Annotated in this window: 15 protein-coding genes; 8 read left to right on the top strand and 7 right to left on the bottom strand. The window is 60.6% G+C overall.

Going from position 1 to position 19,139, the window contains the following annotated elements; all coding sequences use genetic code 11:
- Positions 1-206 precede the first annotated feature (206 nt).
- The 7 genes from DWW73_RS04510 to DWW73_RS04540 all read left to right on the top strand — a co-directional run bounded on the left by DWW73_RS04510 (position 207) and on the right by DWW73_RS04540 (position 8,600).
- Complete coding sequence (locus DWW73_RS04510) at positions 207-1,085, top strand: patatin family protein (RefSeq protein ID WP_055251009.1); 879 nt, start codon at positions 207-209, stop codon at positions 1,083-1,085.
- Positions 1,086-1,279: 194 nt separating this feature from the next.
- On the top strand, positions 1,280-1,723 hold the full coding sequence (gene rplM / locus DWW73_RS04515) for a 50S ribosomal protein L13 (RefSeq protein WP_022094635.1): 444 nt from the start codon (positions 1,280-1,282) through the stop codon (positions 1,721-1,723).
- 2 nt (positions 1,724-1,725) lie between these two features.
- Positions 1,726-2,121 (top strand): 30S ribosomal protein S9, encoded by a 396-nt coding sequence (rpsI, locus tag DWW73_RS04520; protein WP_022094634.1) that lies wholly within the window; start codon positions 1,726-1,728, stop codon positions 2,119-2,121.
- Positions 2,122-2,244: 123 nt separating this feature from the next.
- Entirely contained in the window at positions 2,245-3,582 is a 1,338-nt protein-coding gene (gene glmM / locus DWW73_RS04525) for a phosphoglucosamine mutase (RefSeq protein WP_117563621.1), read from the top strand.
- 101 nt (positions 3,583-3,683) lie between these two features.
- Positions 3,684-4,151, top strand: a complete 468-nt coding sequence (locus DWW73_RS04530; protein WP_316242586.1) for a PTS glucose transporter subunit IIA — start codon at positions 3,684-3,686, stop codon at positions 4,149-4,151.
- Between the two features lie 272 nt (positions 4,152-4,423).
- Positions 4,424-5,152, top strand: coding sequence for a glucosamine-6-phosphate deaminase (nagB, locus tag DWW73_RS04535; RefSeq protein WP_055251013.1), 729 nt, complete (start codon positions 4,424-4,426; stop codon positions 5,150-5,152).
- Between the two features lie 448 nt (positions 5,153-5,600).
- Positions 5,601-8,600 (top strand): BTAD domain-containing putative transcriptional regulator, encoded by a 3,000-nt coding sequence (locus DWW73_RS04540; RefSeq protein ID WP_117648552.1) that lies wholly within the window; start codon positions 5,601-5,603, stop codon positions 8,598-8,600.
- Positions 8,601-8,669: 69 nt separating this feature from the next.
- On the opposite strand, the gene DWW73_RS04545 is transcribed toward DWW73_RS04540, so the two are convergent.
- The 6 genes from DWW73_RS04545 to DWW73_RS04570 all read right to left on the bottom strand — a co-directional run bounded on the left by DWW73_RS04545 (position 8,670) and on the right by DWW73_RS04570 (position 16,033).
- A complete protein-coding gene (locus tag DWW73_RS04545; RefSeq protein ID WP_117563618.1) occupies positions 8,670-8,969 on the bottom strand; it encodes a YhbY family RNA-binding protein in 300 nt (99 codons plus the stop codon).
- A gap of 158 nt (positions 8,970-9,127) precedes the next feature.
- On the bottom strand, positions 9,128-10,015 hold the full coding sequence (locus DWW73_RS04550; RefSeq protein WP_233509122.1) for a methyltransferase domain-containing protein: 888 nt from the start codon (positions 10,013-10,015) through the stop codon (positions 9,128-9,130).
- 316 nt (positions 10,016-10,331) lie between these two features.
- Positions 10,332-11,696, bottom strand: a complete 1,365-nt coding sequence (locus tag DWW73_RS04555) for a PFL family protein (RefSeq protein ID WP_117563617.1) — start codon at positions 11,694-11,696, stop codon at positions 10,332-10,334.
- 108 nt (positions 11,697-11,804) lie between these two features.
- Positions 11,805-14,363 (bottom strand): homocysteine S-methyltransferase family protein, encoded by a 2,559-nt coding sequence (locus tag DWW73_RS04560; protein WP_199407863.1) that lies wholly within the window; start codon positions 14,361-14,363, stop codon positions 11,805-11,807.
- Positions 14,364-14,372: 9 nt separating this feature from the next.
- Positions 14,373-15,161, bottom strand: coding sequence for a hypothetical protein (locus DWW73_RS04565; RefSeq protein ID WP_117563616.1), 789 nt, complete (start codon positions 15,159-15,161; stop codon positions 14,373-14,375).
- Positions 15,161-16,033, bottom strand: a complete 873-nt coding sequence (locus DWW73_RS04570) for a methylenetetrahydrofolate reductase (protein ID WP_117563615.1) — start codon at positions 16,031-16,033, stop codon at positions 15,161-15,163. Before DWW73_RS04570 ends, DWW73_RS04565 begins: the two co-directional genes overlap by 1 nt.
- Before the next feature lie 426 nt (positions 16,034-16,459).
- Between DWW73_RS04570 and DWW73_RS04575 the strand changes: the two genes are divergently transcribed.
- Positions 16,460-18,547, top strand: coding sequence for a glutamine synthetase III (locus DWW73_RS04575; RefSeq protein WP_117563614.1), 2,088 nt, complete (start codon positions 16,460-16,462; stop codon positions 18,545-18,547).
- Positions 18,548-18,766: 219 nt separating this feature from the next.
- Here the strand turns inward: DWW73_RS04575 and DWW73_RS10285 are convergent.
- Positions 18,767-19,139 (bottom strand): hypothetical protein (locus DWW73_RS10285; RefSeq protein WP_233506797.1); only part of this gene is annotated, 373 nt, incomplete at its 5' end.

The following is a 19,139-nucleotide window of genomic DNA, read 5'->3' on the forward strand; positions in this document are numbered from 1 at the left end:
GAATGGCTAGCGGAAAGTATATCCCGGAATCCGCGCTCAGAACGGGTCGCGCTTTCCCAACGGCGGTCCAAGCGGAAAGCGCATCCCGTAATCCCGCCTCAAACTGGGACGCACTTTCCGCTGCACCTGCCGCCTCGAAAAACCTGCGCGCCCTCCATTCCAAAACTGGGTAGAAGAAAGCCAAAACGCAATCGCAGGAGGTCAATATGACTGCAGAAGATAAGGCAAAGAACGCCGGCAAGGTCGCGCTCGTCTTGGAGGGTGGCAGTTTTCGTGGGCAGTTTACCGCCGGCGTGCTCGACGTTCTCATGGAGGCCGGTGTCGAAATTCCGGCGGTATATGGCGTATCGGCCGGTGCGCTCAACGGCGTCAACTACAAGTCACACCAGATCGGTCGCGTCAATCGCATCAACCTGACCTTCTGCAATGACAACCGCTACATGGGTGCCGCATCCTTCGCATCCACGGGCTCCATCGTGGGTTACGACTTTATCTTCAACGATATCCAGGACCGCCTGGATCCCTTTGACAACGAGGCGTTCGACGCGAGCCCCATCGAGATGTACGCCGTCGCGACGGACATGCTGTTTGGAACCGCTGCCTACCTGCCGGTCAAAAGCGCCGTGCTCGACCTCGATGCTGTGCGCGCCTCCACCTCGCTGCCGCTGGTGACGCCGCCGGTCGAGATCGACGGGCACAAATACGTCGACGGCGGCGTGGCCGATTCGGTTCCTATCGAGCATGTGCTCGAGGAGGCGGGCTTCGACCGTGCGGTCGTCATCGTCACCCAGGACCGCTCGTACGAGAAAAAGCCCTACGAGTTTATGCCTGCCGCGCGCGCCCGCTATGCCGACTACCCCTACCTGCTCGAGGCTATCGAGACGCGCCACGACCGCTATAACCTCCAGCGCATGCACCTGTGGAAGTATGAGCGCGAGGGCCGCGCGCTGGTCATCGCTCCGCAAAAGCCGGTCGAGGTCGGCCATGTCGAGCACGATCCGGCAAAGCTTTTGGACCTGTATATCCAGGGCCGTCAGGAGGCAAAGCGCCTGCTCGCGGAAATCCAAGAGTTCGTTGAGCGCTAGCGACGGCGAACCCTCAAAAAATGACAACAGCTAAAGAGTTGGAAAAATCACGGCTCGTGGATGACATGTGCAGAAACTCTGGTCGGAGCCAAAATACCTGTTGACTCGTACGGCGAGCGGGGTAATATGGACGGGTTACTTGCAGAGCCCCGTGAATCTCTGTAACAACACGTACTGTACATGGAGGAGTCTAAGTGATTTCGAAATCGACTCACTACGCCAAGCAGGGCGAGGTCCAGCGCAACTGGGTTCTCGTCGACGCCGATGGTGCTGTCCTGGGCCGTCTTGCCACCCAGATCGCAATGATCCTGCGCGGTAAGAACAAGCCCCAGTTCACGCCCAACAGCGACTGCGGCGACTTCGTTGTCGTCATCAACGCCGATAAGGTCCAGCTTACCGGTAACAAGGCCGACACGAAGACCTATTATCGCCACAGCGGCTACAACGGCGGCCTCAAGGCTGAGAGCTTCCGCCAGGCTATGGAGAAGCACCCGGAGAAGGTCATCGAGCGCGCCGTTCGCGGTATGCTGCCCAAGACCACCCTCGGCCGTGCCCAGATGACCAAGCTTAAGGTCTACGCTGGTGCCGAGCATCCGCATGCTGCCCAGAACCCCACGAAGATTGAGCTGGAGGCTTAAAGATGGCTGAGAACACCGTTGTCTACCAGGGTACCGGCCGTCGTAAGAACGCCGTCGCCCGCGTCCGTCTCGTCCCCGGCACCGGCAAGGTGACCATCAACAAGCGTGACGCCGAGCAGTATTTCGGCCGTCATCAGCTCGTTGAGAACGCCCTTGCTCCCTTCAAGGTGACCGACACCGCCGGTCAGTTCGACGTTATCGCTCTGTGCGATGGCGGCGGCATCTCCGGTCAGTCCGGCGCTCTGCGTCTGGGCATCGCTCGCGCTCTTCTGAACGCTGGCGACTACCGTGCTGACCTCAAGAAGGCCGGTTTCCTTACGCGCGATGCTCGCGTGGTCGAGCGCAAGAAGTACGGCCTCAAGAAGGCCCGCCGCGCTCCCCAGTTCTCCAAGCGCTAAGGTTTTATCTCCTTTCGAGATACAATGTACAAGCGGGGCCTGCCGATTCCTCGGCGGGTCCCGCTTTTCTTTTTCGACTAGGGCGGGCGGTTGTATATCGCCTGCTAGGGAAGGAGCGATCCTATGCCCCAGAACATCTTCGGTACCGACGGCGTCCGTGGCGTCGCCAATGCCGACCTCTCGTGCGACCTCGCGTTTCGCCTGGGCCGCGCGGCGACCAAGTTCCTTGGCCCGGACATCTGCATCGGCCGCGACACGCGCCTTTCGGGTACCATGCTCGAGAGTGCTCTGACCGCTGGCATTATGGCAGAGGGCGGCCGTCCGCATTGCTGCGGCGTTATCCCTACGCCGGCCGTGGCGCTGCTCACCGTCCAAAACGAGCTCGACGGCGGCATCGTCATCTCCGCTTCGCATAATCCGCCGGAGTTCAACGGCATCAAGTTCTTTAGCCGCAAGGGCATGAAGCTTCCCGATGCTGTCGAGGAAGAGATCAGCGCCTGGGTCATGTCCGAGGAGGCCATGGCTGCCGACACGCTGCCGACCGGCGCCTGTGTGGGTCACATCATCAAGATGAAAGACGCCCGCAAGGCCTATGTCGATCATGCCATCAGCACGCTCGACGGCCTTAAGCTCGATGGCCTGGTTGTTGCCGTCGACTGCGGTCACGGTGCTTCCTGCCAGACCACGCCCGCTGCGCTGCAGCGCCTGGGCGCCACGGTCCATGCCATCAACACCGATTACTGCGGCACCGACATTAACGTTGAGTGCGGCTCCACTCACCTTGAGCCCCTGCGCGAGCTCGTGCTGCGCACCCACGCCGATATCGGCCTGGCCCACGACGGCGACGCCGACCGCGTGCTGTTCGTCGACGGCGAGGGCAATGAGATCGACGGTGACTACATCCTGGCTATCTGCGGTTCTGACCTCGCCGCCCGCGGCAAGCTCGCCAACTCCGAGATCGTCTCGACCGTCATGTGCAACCTTGGCTTCTCCATCGCTATGAAGGAGCAGGGCTTCGAGATGGTTCAGACCGCCGTGGGTGACCGCTACGTTTTGGAGCGCATGCTCGCGGATGGCGCCGTCATCGGCGGCGAACAGTCCGGCCACATCATCTTCCTGGAGCACAACACCACCGGTGACGGCCTGGTGACGGCTCTGCAGCTGCTGGCCGTGCTCAAGCGCACCGGTCGTACCCTCACCGATCTTGCCGGCATCATGAAGAAGTACCCGCAGGTACTCGTCAACGTGCATTCCGACAACAAGGCCGGCCTGGACGATTGCCAGCCCATTTGGGACGCCGTCGCTGCCGCCGAGAAGGAGCTTGACGGCCGCGGCCGCATTCTGGTGCGCCCGAGCGGTACCGAGCCGCTGGTCCGTGTTATGGCCGAGGCGGAGACGCACGAGCTCACTCAGCGTGTTGTCGACGACATCGTCGAGGTTGTCAAGCGCGAACTTCCCTAATGGTCAAAAACGGGTGCCAAGTGGTAAACTGTTAAAGCTATTTTGATTGATTGGTATGTCCGAGGGGGAGCATGTTCACTAAAGTCCTAAGGTCTTTTGGTATGCGTGGACGAGTTCTTACGCTGGATGCTCCCATCTCGGGCGACGTCATTCCGTTGTCCGAGGTCAATGACCAGACATTTGCCACCGGCCTTTTGGGCCAGGGCGTGGCGATTCAGCCTACCGGCACGCGTGTGATTGCGCCGGCAGACGCCAAGGTCGAGGCCATTTTTCCCACGGGTCACGCCGTTGCGCTCAACACGGTCGATGGCCTAGACGTGCTCATCCACGTTGGCTTGGACACTGTTCAGCTTGAGGGCAAGCATTTTAGCGTGCATGCACAGGTGGGCGATGTCGTCCATAAGGGTGACGTGCTCATCGAGTTCGATCGCGAGGCAATTGCTGCCGAGGGCTACGATGTGACGGTTCCCATCTTGGTGTGCAACTCCGTTGAGTTCTCGAGTATCAAGGGCTCCGTTGGTGCGCATGTCGAAGAGATGGACCAGCTCATCGTTGCTCGCGAGCGCTAGTAAGTGCACGTGGCCATTAGCCTACAATTCAAACACGTTTATGGAGGGCGCCCTTGAAAGAGGGCGCCCTCCGTGGCAAGATGGGATTTGTCCGAAGCTAAACGGCTTTGGGTCACCGTGGACGGGCAGGGGCCTCGACGCGGCTAGACACGAGACACATACATTACGCGACCTCGCCCTGGTGGCCGCACACGTTGGTTGCGGCCGACGCGGGCCGCGGGCAAGTGCTTGTAAGGGGAGCCTTGCCTCTCTTGTACGAGAAAGGACGCGTAATGAAGATCATTAAAGCTAAAGACTACGAGGATATGAGCCGCAAGGCCGCCAATATCATCTCGGCGCAGGTTATCCTCAAGCCCGATTGCGTGCTGGGTCTTGCCACCGGCTCCACCCCGATCGGTGCCTACAAGCAGCTCGCTGCTTGGTACGAGAAGGGCGACGTCGACTTTGCCGAGGTCAGCACTTACAACCTGGACGAGTATCGCGGCCTTTCGCACGACGATCCCCAGAGCTATCACTACTTCATGCGTGAGAACTTCTTCGATCACATCAACATCGACCTGAACAACACGCATGTGCCCGACGGTTCCAACCCCGACGCCGCCGCTGCCTGCTCTGAGTACGACAAGATCGTCGCCGCCGCCGGTTACCCGGATCTGCAGCTGCTCGGCATTGGCAACAACGGCCACATTGGTTTCAACGAGCCCGATGACCACTTCTCCAAGGGCACGCACTGCGTCGACCTCACCGAGAGCACCATTCAGGCCAACAGCCGCCTGTTCGACAGCATCGACGATGTTCCCCGTCAGGCCTACACCATGGGTACCCAGACCATCATGTATGCCCGCATGATCCTAGTCGTCGCCAACGGCGAGGCCAAGGCTCAGGCCGTGCATGACATGTGCTATGGTCCGGTTACGCCCGCGTGCCCGGCTTCGATCCTGCAGCTGCACACCAACTGCGTTGTCGTTGCCGACGAGGCCGCCCTTTCGCTCTGCGAGTAGCGCGAATCCTGCATCTCGACATAGCCTTGCCTAAGGCCTCCGCTTTGCGGGGGCCTTTTTGTTATCCCTCTCCGCCCGCTTGACCAAAATCTTGCCGCAAGCTTGACGAATGCCGGATGCCCAACAGCTTGATTCATTCCATACCAGATTCTATGCAAAAATGCCACTAAAAGGTCGTAGACGGTAGCGGGTGCTAGGCGAGTTGAATGACATAGCTGAACCTTGTTCATTTGCGTTACACTGCCGCTTAGATGGGACAAGCTGACAAGCTCATTTACCTGCTTAAAGACCGATTAGTCGGGGGATTAATAACAATCGGCCCTCGCTGTACAAAAACTTGCCGCTTGCGTACCAAAAGACAACCTAGAACACAAGGTCGCTCTATTCATAGCGCGGCTTGTATGGTCTTGCGGTTACAGTGTCCATACGGTCGAGTTGAGGAGCGGGCATGGTAAACGATTTGGGCAGTATGGACGACCTCGAGCTGATGCCGCTGGGCGGTGGCTATATGGTGCGACGCGAACGCTTGATGAATGAGCTTCTCGCCAAGGGCCGAAAGGCCGGCATCGTGGTTCTTTATGCGCCCGACGGGTTTGGGAAGACCTCGGTGCTGCTGCAGTACACCCATGAGGTTAAATGCGACCCGACGCGAGGCCCCGTGCGGATTATCGAGGCCGATCGCGCCACTGGGCGCGAGGTGTTTATGCAGCTCGAGGTGGTTACCGAAGAACTCAAAGACAAACCGCACTCCCTTATCGCGATTGATAATGTGCCAAACCTCGATCAGCACGATACCGAAGACCTCATCGACAGGATTCGCGGCCTGCGCGCTATGGGGGTGGGGGTCTTTATCTCCTGCCGTCCTTCAAATCGTCAACTGATTCATGGGCTGGGCGATTCGGTTAAGATCAATGCGCAGATGCTCAAGGTGCATGCCTATGAGTATTCGGCGTGGGCATCGGCGTTTTCGATCAGCACATCGCTCGACTTTTATCAGCTCACGCAGGGCGTGCCCGAGCTCGTTTCGGCATTGCAGACGGGTCTGTATGGCCAAGGCGACGTAGCCGGTCTGCTCGAAAACGAGATTGTCAACGTATATGGCGCGGCACTTGTCGACCTGGCTTCGCTCGACAATAATGCACTGTTTTGCGTGGCATGTCTCATGATTTTGATGGGCGAGGGCAATATCGCAGAACTCGAGGCTTGCGGGGTGAGGCTATCGATGGTCGACCAGTCCTACTTCGTACGCGACTACCCGATCTTTGGCTTGGACCCCGCCGAGCGGAGTTTTACGTGTCTGGGCACGGAGGATAACGGACGCTTGCGCTTGCGTAAGTTGGTGGCCGAGGTTCGCCCCGAACTTGTTCCGAGGGCGGCCCGGATTTTGCTTAAGGCGGGCCGATGCGATGCGGCGATGGGCCTGGCGGACGCCTTTTTGGACCGTGATGCGGTCCTTGAACTTGCTGGGCAGTATGGGGTCGATCTGGCTCTGACGGGGCACGGGGCCGATATCTGCCGAGCAGCGCTGGGCACGATCGATGCCGAGGATCCGGCTCCAGAGCCAACGCCTGCCGAGGCGCTTGGCGTATATCTGGCAGCGGTCAGCGTGTCCAATACAAAGCTCGCTCGCTATATGGCATCGGTCATCGAGCGCGGGGGCGAACGGGCGGCCTGCGAAATAGACCCTGTTTCATGGAGGGTGGCCCAGACACTGACGGCTGTTTGCTATGGGGACAACGGGCTTGGGCTTCCTACGAACCTGGCCGTGCCAGAAATAGAGACGTCCCACACCGCACTCGACATGCTGTCCGCGCATATCGAGGTCAAGCGATGCCTGACCGAACGGGGAGATGACGGCGGCGTTCTACAGCAGCTCAAAACGAGCAAGGCCTACGACTGTGAGCTCGACATCGCGGGGATTGTTATACGGGCCGATAGCATGCTGGTGGAGCTCTTTGACGGGTCGTTTGCGGGAACCGACGAGCGCGACGACGAGATGACGGTGGTGCGGGAGGCGCTCGACGTACGTGGGCTTAAGGCGATGGCTATCTGGGTGCGCATGGTGCTGGCGGCACGGCGGCTCCTTTCCGGCCTGCCGGTAACCGACGACGCGGCGTTCAACGAGCTCGATCGTTTTGCCGTGCGCATGCGCGATAACCAGATTCAGCTGTTTGGCCTGTTGCTAGAAGGCTGGCAGTCGCTGGCAGAGGGACGGCCGGTTAATGCAAAGTTCCGTGCGGTCCAAGTGCTCAAACTTGCCGAAGAGTCGATTGCGTACATGCGCGATAACGCATTGCTGCTGGAGCGCGCGGCGTATCTGCGTAACACCTCGATGGTTTCGGTACGTGAGGAAGCGGAGTTGCTCGATATAAGCCAGACGCAGGTTGGTGGAGCGGAGGCCTGGATGGTGGCGCTGCATTTGGCCTGTGCGGGGCGAGATAGCGATCTTGCGGCCTGGATGTCCATGAATCGTGCGGGGATTCTAGAGCCATCGTATCGGCTCTTTGCGCGCCTTGCCATGCATTGTCTGGGCGAGCCGGCGACCAGGATTCGCAAGAAGCTTCCCGTGCGCGAGCTGTCGCGGTACTCGCTGCGCGACGATTTGGAAGGGGAGGGCGAGCGCCTGTTCCAGGCCGGCGAGGTTGAAGCCGTTGATACCATCGACCATATCGAGATTCGCATGTTTGGCGCGTTTCGCGCCGAGCGCGACGGGTTTCCCATCACGGACAAAATGTGGCGCCGCAAGAAGGCGGCGACACTTGCCGAGCGGCTTGCACTGGGCATGGATGCGCTCGTCGATCGTGAGACGCTGGCCATGGAGCTGTGGCCCCATGCCGAGTTCAATAGCGCCCGCAACAACCTGTACTCGACGATATCGCGCTTGCGGTCGGCTTTGGGACCGACGCCGGATGGCAAGTCGTGTGTGCTCATCCAAAATGAATGCATCGGACTCAACGGCGACTACGTCAAGACCGATGTACGGCTGTTTGACCAGATAAGCCGCGAGGTTTTGGGAAATCGCACGGGCGCACGCGGGCCCCATTTAGTTGAGCTGTGCCTTAAGATTGAGCAGCTTTATGCCGGACCGCTGTATGTTCCCAATGGCTGTAACCCCACCTACTTTTTGCGTATGCGACGCATTATGCAGTCAAAGTACATCGATTGCATGATTAAGGGAGCAAATGCCGCTCTAGAAGAAAACGATCTGCAGTCGGCGATTTGGCTGGCGGAGTCGGGGCTTCGACAGGAAACGGCGCGTGAGGATATGGTGCGCTGCGCCATGCGCGTCTACAGTGCGGCGGGGCGGCGGCGCGATATCGTCGAGCTGTACAGCGGGCATATGCACCATCTGAGGGAGCAGGTCAATGGCGTGCCCGAGCCCGAGACGCGGCGTCTATACGAGCGCTTGGTGGAGGGGCGGCTCAATCGCGTGCTGGTCGAGCGATAAAAAACGGGCGCCCGAAGTACTTGGGCACCCGAAAGCTTGCTATGTGTTGGCTCGCAGAATCATTGGCTCTTAGACGAGCTTGATCTTCTCGATGTCCTTGCGCGAGGACTCGCGATACAGCGAGAACTTGCGGCCGATGACCTGGACGACCTCGGCGTGGCAACGCTCGGAGAGCTCTTCGGCGGCCTCGCGGGCGGAAAGACTGGAGCCATCGAGCACGGAGCACTTAACGAGCTCATGCTTCTCCAGGTAGGCGACCGTCTGCTCGACGGTGCCCTCGTTGACATCGGACTTACCGATGATGATGGCGGGGTTGAGGTGATGGGCCATGCTGCGAAGCTGCTTGACCTGGGCTCCTGTCAGTGCCATGGGTTCTCGCTTTCTATGTATGGGGTGCCCCGCGACGGGGCCTTAATCTACGTGAGCTGTCCCACGATAGCGCAGGAACGGCGCGGTGTGGAGCGCGTTTGCCCAGTTCGCAAAGAATGCGGATGCCGAGGTGATGGGCAGCTCGGGCTGTGAACGGGCTACGAGCGGGATTCAGAGACCGGTTCCCATGCAATAAACGCCCAGCGAACCTTACGGATATGGTCGAGCATATAGCGCCCCTGCGGCACGCCCTTGGACCCTGGCTCGCCGGCATGGGGATTTTCAATCATATGCTGAGCGACGTAGACGCGCAGACGGTCGATCTTATCCTCGTTACCGTGCTCGAGCATGCGGGAGAAGTCCGCCACGCCCGCCTCAAGGCTATCGAAGGTATCGCGACGAGGCGATTCAAAGTACGTAACCTGCGGCAGGGCACCCATCTGAATGAGGATATTAAAAGCATACACAAAGCCATTACTGCAGGTAACCGAGGCGCCGATAGCGTTCATCAAGTGCAGATCATAGCGCGGGCTGGAGTTGGCGACCATCGTGACAGCACAACGCCGACGAGCCGTTCGATCAAGCTTGGCAAGCGCATCTTTTAGATTGGTCGTCGTAACCGACCGACTGGCAAAGGCAACATCCACCGCTTTCGCGACCGGTCCAACCAAATCCCAATCATCATCCCAAGCAAGCTCAAGCGGCGTAATGCGATCCTCGAGCCCATAGTACTCAATGCCAGCATCAAGCGTGCCCAACATGGCAGGGGAAAAGTCAGCAGCAATCACAGGATGCCCAGCCTGAGCAAGCGGAATGGCAATCGACCCAGCCCCACACCCCATATCAAGCACCGATTCACCAGGCTTTAACGCCAACAGCTTCATAAAGTCCCGGGCATACGGAGCAGTCTCAAGCGGCCGAAAATGCCGAGCCCGCTTATCCCACTCAAAAGAGTCATCAGCCCGCCGCCGACCAGCCTGCAGGCGCATCCATTCCTGGTTCCAATCTGTGGAAAGCAGCTCAGAGCGAGCATCCCCATCAACCACGGGCCAACCTCCTAGCAACAAAAAAGCGACTCCTCCCAAAAGAAGAGCCGCAACCAGCATATATCAGAAAGAACCGATCCAACGCCAAACCGCCGTATCAACCATGTGGTGCAGGAGCGAAGCAACTGCAACCGGGATAGAACCCAACCGAGGTCCCGTTGTGCGGGAGCCCCGGGGAGGGCAAATATATAAGGTCGATCGCGAGTTCCGCACGAGCCGGAGAGCACTTAATGTGCTCTCCGTGCGAGTCAGGACTGTCCGAGCAGGCGACCTTATATATTTGCCCTCCCCGGGGCTCCTCGCCCGAACCCCTCAGCTAGTTCTTCAGCGAGTTCAGCGGTGCCGGGAAGCGTCCACCACGGTGGGCGAGCACGGTGCCGGCGTTGGGGTTCACCGGCATGATGGGTGCACGGCCGAACAGGCCGCCGTACTCGACGCAGTCACCCACGCCCTTGCCGATGGCGGGAATCACGCGGACGGCCGTGGTCTTGTTGTTGATGACGCCGATGGCCATCTCGTCGGCGATGATGCCGGCGATGGTCTCGACCGGGGTGTCGCCGGGGATGGCGATCATGTCCAGGCCGACGGAGCACACGCAGGTCATGGCCTCGAGCTTCTCGAGCGAAAGCGCACCGGCTTCGACGGCGGCGATCATGCCGGCGTCCTCGGACACGGGGATGAAAGCGCCGGAGAGACCGCCCACGCTGGAGCTGGCCATGACGCCGCCCTTCTTGACGGCATCGTTGAGCATGGCGAGCGCGCAGGTCGTGCCGGGGCCACCGCAGGTGCCCACGCCGATGATCTCGAGGATGCGCGCGACGGAGTCGCCGATGGCGGGCGTGGGGGCCAGCGACAGGTCGACAATGCCCTTCTCGACTCCCAGGCGATGGGCGGCCTCGCGGCTCATGAGCTCGCCGGCGCGGGTGATCTTAAAGGCGGTCTGCTTAATCTTTTCGGCGACTTCCATCATCGAGGCGGAATCGGGCAGCGTCTCCAGGGCTGCGGCCATAACACCGGGGCCCGAGACGCCTACGTTGATGACGGCGTCGGCCTCGCCACCGCCGTGGACGGCGCCCGCCATAAACGGGGAGTCCTCGACCATGTTGGCAAAGCAGACAAACTTGGAAGCGCCGACGGAATCCTGGTCGGCCGTGAGTCTAGCGGCATCGATGATGGTCTGGGCCGCCATAAGCACGGCGTCCATGTTGATGCCAGCGCGCAGGCTAGCAACATTGACGCTGGAGCAGACGCGGCTGGTGGTAGCGAGCGCCTGGGGGATGGACTGGATAACGCGGCGATCGGCGTCGCCGATGCCCTTCTGGACGAGTGCGGAGAAGCCGCCCAGGTAGTCGATGCCGAGCGTCTCGGCCGCGCGGTCGAGGGCGTGCGCGATAGGGGTGAGGTCCTCATCCTTGCAGCAAGCGGCGATCTGCGCCACCGGGGTAACGGAGACGCGCTTGTTGACGATGGGGATACCGTACTCGCGCTCGAGGTTCTCGGCGGTCTCGACCAGATGCTCAGCCGTGTGCGTCACGTGGTCGTAGATCTTCGTGCACATGCGGTCGAGGTTCTCGTCACCGCAACCCATGAGCGAAACACCCATGGTGATGGTCCTGATGTCGAGGTTCTGCTCCTCAACCATGCCGCGGGTTTCCGCGATTTCTGCGGGCGTGATCGCCATCCTTGCGCTCCTATCTGCCAAAACGAGCATAGTCTTTTCTATTCTAACGTGCCGCACGTGCCAAGTGGCGCATGCGGCACGTTTTGGTGCTCGGTTGTTTCCGTTGTGTTACTGCCCAAAGACCTCTTCGGCGATGCGCGCGCTTTCGGCGGCATCCTTGGCGTAGTAGTCCGCGCCGATCTGCTTGGCGTATTCGGGGGTGAGCACGGCGCCGCCTACGATGATCTTGACGCCCGGCACCTCGGCATGGAGCAACTTGATGGTCTCCTCCATGGCGACGACGGTGGTGGTCATAAGCGCCGAGAGGCCGACGAGCTTGATGTCACGCTCCCGCACGGTCTTGAGCACCTCTTGCGGGTCGACGTCGCGGCCTAGGTCAAAGACGGTATAGCCGTAGTTATCGAGCAGCATCTTGACGATGTTCTTACCGATGTCGTGGATGTCGCCCTTGACGGTGGCCACGCAGATCTTGCCCTTGTCGGCGATCTCGCCGGCGGGCATCAGGCGCTTGATGGTGTCGAAGCCCACGCGTGCGGCTTCGGCCGAGGCCATAAGCTGCGGCAAGAAGAACTTGCCCTGGTCAAAGAGGACGCCAACCTCGTCGAGGGCGGGGATAAAGTGATTGTTGATGAGGTCCATGGCGTCGTGGTCTGCCAGCAGACGCTCGGTCTCGGCAGCGATCTCGCCTTTGCGGCCCGAGACGACCATGCGACGAATCGGGTCGTCGTTGCCGTCGGTGCCGTCGGTGCCGGCAGCGGGCACGGTGTCGGTCGATGCGGCCTGAGCTGCTGCCGGGTTGGCGGCGATCTTATACGGATCGGTCCAGCCGGCATAGCGCTCGATGTATCCGGTCGAGCCCTCGTCCTCAACGCTCAGGACGCGATAGCTGTAGACGGTATCCATAAAGCGCTTGGAGCCCGGGTTCATGATGGGGGCGTCCAGACCCGCGCCAAAAGCGGCGGCCAAAAAGACCGAACCCAGCAGCGGGCGAGCGGGCAGGCCAAAGCTGATGTTCGACACGCCGAGCGCGCATTTGACGCCCAGGCGCTCCTTGCACAGGGACATGGCGCGCAGGATCTGCTCGGCCTGGCGTTGATTGGTCGAGGCGGTCATGACCAGGCAGTCGATGAGGATGCGGTCCGGGCCAATGCCGTAGCGGGCGGCCTCGGCCACGATGCGCTCGGCGATGGCGAAGCGGGCCTCGGCGGTATCGGGGATGCCGCCTTCGTCGAGCGTAAGGCCGACGACGTTGGTGCCGTAGTGGGCAACCAACGGAAAGATCTCATCCATGATCTGCTGCTTGCCGTTAACCGAGTTGATGATGGGCTTGCCGGCGTATCGGCGCACGGCGGCCTCGACGGCAGCGGGGTCGGTGGAGTCGATCTGCAGCGGCAGGAGCGTGGAGCCTTGGAGCTGTTCGGTTGCCTGCTGGATGATCTTGACCTCGTCGATCTCGGGCAGGCCCACGTTGACGTCCAGGATGTCGGCGCCCTGTTCCTGCTGGCTGATGCCCTGGCTTACGACGTAGTCCAGGTCGCCGTCGCGTAGGGCCTGCTGCAGGCGCTTTTTGCCGGTGGGGTTGATGCGCTCGCCGATGACAGCGATCTTGTGGCCGTCGCAGGGAAGGTCCACGACCGTTTGGGCGCTCGTGACCGACATGCTGGGCTTGCGGTGGCGCGGGCTGGACGTGTGGTTGTCGATAAGCGTGCGCAAGGCCGCCATGTGCGCCGGCGTGGTGCCGCAGCAACCGCCCACGACGCTCACGCCGTCGGCGATCATGCCGGCGACGGCCTTGGCGTATTCGGGAGCCTGGATATCAAAGACGGTGTTGCCGTCGTCGTCCACGCGGGGCAGTCCTGCGTTGGCCTGCACCATGATGGGCTTGTCGGTAACGGTGAGCATGCGTGCGGCGAGCCCTCGGAGCTCGGCCGGTCCCTGGCTGCAGTTGATGCCCAGAACGTCGGCGTCGATAGCGTCGAGCGTGATGGCGGCGACCTCGGGGCTCGTTCCCAGGAAGGTACGGCCGTCTTCCTCGAAGGTCATGGTGGCAAAGACGGGCAGGTCGGAGTTCTCGCGGCAGGCGAGGACGGCTGCCTTGATCTCGGCCAGGTCGGTCATAGTCTCGATAATAAAGAGGTCCACGCCCGCATCGACGCCGGCACGCACTTCCTCGGCAAAGAGGTCGTAGGCCTCGTCGAAGCTGAGGGTGCCCAGGGGGCGAAGCAGCGCACCGATGGGGCCGATGTCGCCGGCGACGTAATGGGCACCGGCCGCGCGGGCGCAAGAGACCGCGGCGGCAAAGACATCTGCCACGGTGGCGGCGCCATCGAGCTTGTGCGCGTTGGCGCCAAAGGTGTTGGCGGTGATCACGTCACAGCCTGCCTCGACATATTGACGTTGGATATCGGTGATGACCTGGGGCTCCTCAAAGTTGAGCAGCTCGGGCAGGGCGCCCGCCTTCATGCCAGCGGCCTGCAACATGGTGCCCATGCCGCCGTCAAACAGCAGGTGCCCGGTGCCCTTGATGGCGGCGCGCAGACGATCGTCCTTAATGCGAAGGTCGTCGATCGTGCGCGTCTTGTACACAGCGCCGTTGCAGCGCGCAGTATTGACAGGTGCCGCCAGTGCAGTACCGTCAGAATCATGAGTGATAAGCGGAGTAGACATCGATGGCTCCTAATGGCTGGAATAGCAGGTGGTGTGGGCGGCATGGAAGCGGCAGTGCTCACGCATGCGGCAGATATTGCAGGTGGGGCGGCTCTGGGCGTCGTGGACCTCGCCGTCAAACAGACCGATCACCGCGGTCACGCTCTTGGTGGGCATGAGCAGGCTGGTGGGGGTAACGGTAAGCCCGATGAGCCGTGTGGCGTTGAGCGCAGCCACGATTGAGCGCTGGGCCGAGAGCGGGCAGTCGCCATAGCCGGGACTAAAGCGCCAGTTACCGGCGAGCCCGTGTGCAGCGGCCGCAGCCTTGACCTGCTGGTCCATCTGCTCGACGGCGGCTTCTACATAGGCAGAGCATGCGGCGTCGAGCACGGCTCCCTCCAGGGGCTGCTGGGCTCCCGTGGTACGCAGGCGGCGCTCGGCGTCCATGCCGAGGGTGCATGCCATGAGCGCGGCAAAGCGGGCGTCTTTGAGATGTCGATAGATGTCGCGACCGCGCAGCTCAACGTTGGTGCCAACCAGACGGATGCAAGGCTCTCCCTGCTCGTCCACGCCCGTGGCATCGACGGTAAACACGCGCCGCACGCCGCGGGGCTCAATGTCCAGCTCAAGGCGCTCGACCACAAGCTCAATACGTCGTGACAGCTCGGGCTCAATCTGCTGGCCGCCGTAACCCAGATACCGCAGCATCTCGGCACGGTCGACACGGGGATGGTGCGCAGCATCGACACGGTAAAGCGCCGGCGACGCAAGGTCGGCCGGCACTTCGACAGCGGTTGTATCGATGTGCGGTTTTTCCATTACCCCAGGCGCTCCATAATGGTCGCGGCGATCGCAGGACGATTCATAGTGTACAGGTGCAGACCGGCGGCACCGTGCTCCTTGAGGTCGCAAAGCTGACGGGCGGCATAATCTACACCGGCTGCCTGCAGGCTCTCGGGGTCGTTCTCGTACTTGGCGAGAATCTTGATGACGGGGGAGGGCAGTGACGCGCCGCACATAAAGACCATGCGGCTGATCTGCGACTTGCCCATAAACGGCATGATGCCCGCGGTAATGGGCACGGTGATGCCGGCCTTGTCGGCAAGCTCGCGAAAACGATAGAAGCACTCGTTATCAAAAAAGAGCTGCGTCACAAAGAAGCTCGCGCTGGCGTCCTGTTTTTGCTTGAGGTGTTCGACCGAGAGGTTGAGATCCTCGCAGGCAATGTGGCCCTCGGGGTAGGCTGCGGCACCCACGCAAAAGCCGGCGTCGACGAGCTCGGGGATGAGGTCGCGGGCGTAGGCGTAGTCGGAGGCGGGCTTGTCGTCCTCGGTCGCGCCGGCAGGGAGATCGCCGCGCAGGGCCAGGATGTTTTCCACGCCGGCGGTGCGGTACTCATCGATCTTGGCGGCGATATCGGCGTGCGAACGGCCCACGCAGGTAAGGTGTGCCACCGAGGGTGTATCGAATTCGCTCGTAATCATATGCGCAATGGGGGCGGTGGTGGCACCGTTGCCCGAGCCGCCGGCCGAGCAAGTAACCGAGACAAAGCTCGGCGAAAGCTTGCACAGGTTGCCCGCCACCTCGCGGGCCGTGTCGAGGGTAAGCTCGCCCTTGGGCGGGAACATCTCAAACGAAACGGGTGCGGTGCCCTGGGATGCTGCCTGCTTAAAAACCTCGTCGACGCGCATATCGTGCTCCTCTAGATACGTAATAGTGTGATGTGTTGTAAGGATTCTACAGCACCACTGTGTCACGGTGGAGTTTCACTCGCTATTTGGGGATACCAATCAAAGATGCCTTGCTATCGGCATTCCCTATAACATGGCGGTCAATCTAAGATGGGGCAGTAAAGACTGGTATCTGATGCGAAATACCAGTTAATAGAGCCCCATCCCAAATTGACTACCCTTAAACCATGGGGAGAGGTCTGCAATTTATACAGTTGATTGGCTGTTGAGGGCGGCAACGCCGCCGCGATGCGGTAACCTCATTGATTGGTTTCGTGACAGCAACATAACGGTAATGTTGCGGAAACACGACGAGCCTAATCTATGACTCGTTCGTTAGTAATCAACACCGCTTCTCACGCGGTGCCGATACGAAGGGAGTTCCGTATGGCCGAACTTACTGACCGCTTCGGGACCATGGTGTTCTCTGAGGAAGTCATGAAGGACTACCTCCCCAAGGACATTTGGAAGCGCCTTGCTGCAACCCTCGAGGACGGTGAGCCGCTTGACCTGGATGTGGCCAACGCCGTTGCCCACGCCATGAAGGTCTGGGCCATCTCCAAGGGCGCGACGCACTACGCGCACTGGTTCCAGCCGCTTTCGGGCATTACTTCCGAGAAGCACGACAGCTTCCTCGAGCCCAACCACGACGGCACCGCCATTACCAAGTTTACGGGCAAGAACCTCATCCAGGGCGAGCCGGACGCCTCCAGCTTCCCCAACGGCGGCCTGCGTGCCACCTTCGAGGCCCGTGGCTACACCGCTTGGGATCCCACCAGCCCCGCATTCATTAAGGACGATGTCCTGTGCATCCCCACGGCTTTTTGCTCCTACACGGGCGAGGCCCTGGACAAGAAGACCCCGCTGCTGCGCTCCATGACCGCACTCTCGCGTGAGTCCAAGCGCGTTTTGGCGCTGTTTGGTAAGACCCCCAAGAAGGTCGTTCCTTCCGTGGGCGATGAGCAGGAGTACTTCCTGATCAAGAAGGACGCTTACCGCAAGCGCAGGGACCTGGTCATCACCGGGCGCACCCTCTTTGGTGCTGCTCCCTGCAAGGGCCAGGAGCTCGAGGAACACTACTTTGGCGCTATCCGCCCCACCGTCTCGTCCTATATGAAGGACCTGGACGATGAACTGTGGGCGCTTGGCATTCCTGCCAAGACCAAGCACAACGAGGTCGCTCCCTGCCAGCATGAGCTCGCCCCTGTCTACGGCGAGGTCAACGAGGCCATCGACCAGAATCTGGTCATGATGGAGAAGATGAAGCTCATCGCCTCCCGTCACGACTTGGTCTGCCTGCTGCACGAGAAGCCCTTTGAGGGCATCAACGGTTCGGGCAAGCACAACAACTGGTCGCTTGGCACCGAGTCCGAGAACCTGCTCGACCCGGGCGACACCCCGCTCGACAACCTGCAGTTCATCGTCTTCCTCACCGCGGTGATCGAGGCCGTCGATAACTATCAGGAGCTCCTGCGTGCCTCCGTTGCCTCGGCCGGCAACGATCATCGTCTGGGCGCCAACGAGGCTCCTCCGGCGATTATGTCCATCTTCCTGGGCGACCAGCTTACCGAGGTTGTCGAGAAGATCATCGATGGCAAGGCTTCCGTCCATGCCACGCGCGGCGTGCTTGACTTGGGCGCCGATACCCTGCCCAAACTGATGCAGGACAACACCGACCGCAACCGCACCTCCCCGTTCGCCTTCACCGGCAACAAGTTCGAGTTCCGTGCCTGCGGCTCCGAGCAAAACGTTTCCGACTCCAACCTGGTGCTCGATGCCGCCGTTGCCAAGTCGCTCAAGTCCTTCGCCGATGCGCTCGAGGGTACGCCCGAGGATAAGTTCCAGGACGCCGCGCTCGAGTACTGCAAGAAGGTGCTGACCGATCACCAGCGCATCCTGTTCTCCGGCGACGGTTACTCCGACGAGTGGCCCATCGAGGCCGAGAAGCGCGGCCTTGCCAACAACAAGACCACGGCCGACGCTCTTCCCGCCTTTGTTTCCGATAAGGCCATTGCGCTCTTTGAGGAGACGGGCGTCCTGACCAGGGCCGAGGCCCAGTGCCGCTATGACTGCAAGCTCGAGAAGTACAACAAGCTCATGAACATCGAGGCCACCACGATGGTTCGCGAGGCGCGTCGTACCTATCGCCCGGTCATTACCGCCTATGCCACCAAGGTCGCTAAGGGCCTTGAGACTATTCGTGCCGCCGGTGCTGAGGCTGCCATGCAGTGCGAGCAGAACACGCTCAACAAGCTCTGCAACGGTATCACCGCCATCAACGACTCCATCAAGGCGCTCGACGCCGTGCATCAGAAGGCCGAGGCTCTCGATGGCCAGGAGCAGGCCAACGTGTACGCGCACGAGGTCGTTCCCGCTATGGATACGCTGCGTGCTGCCGTGGACGCCATGGAGGAGATCGTGGCCGCCGACTACTGGCCGGTTCCGACCTACGACGACATCCTGTTCTACGTGTAGAGCGTAACTGACATATCGTCACGGTATTGAGCCGGGGTCCGCATCGCGCGGGCCCCGGCTATTTGTTTGCGAAGGACGCTTTGGATCCCGCTTTGCAACTGATTCGCCCACACAATAAGGGGTCGTGGGGAAAAAACGTCAAATATGAGTACTGTCACAAGCCCTGTAGCATTATCTTTTTGCAAAATATGCAGTGTTACGCAACATATGTCCAAGTACTTAGCTGATAAATGCCTGCAATTCCTCCGCCGTAGGACGCCTTGTGTCCAAATCGCCTTCTGATGGCATGAAATCGCTGTTACTAAATTGGTAACAGTACTCATATTTGCTATTTTTTGTCCACGGGCCCTTGGATGACAGTGTGATTTTATGCCTTCGGGGTTCGAATCCCGGCGTATGGGTAGGAAAAAGCCCGCTACCGAATTGGTAACGGGCTTCACAGATTCTGTGGTGCCCCCAGCGGGATGTCCGCGTGCGGCTGGCGCCGCCCGCTTTCGCTGCGTCGCTCCGCTCCTTGCGTGCTGCGCTGGAAAACGCTTGGTGACGCATAATTTCTTTCGCAAATTGACAACCGCATAGCGGAACACGGCCC

It is taken from the genome of Collinsella sp. AF16-8, assembly GCF_003462695.1.
GTDB lineage: Bacteria > Actinomycetota > Coriobacteriia > Coriobacteriales > Coriobacteriaceae > Collinsella.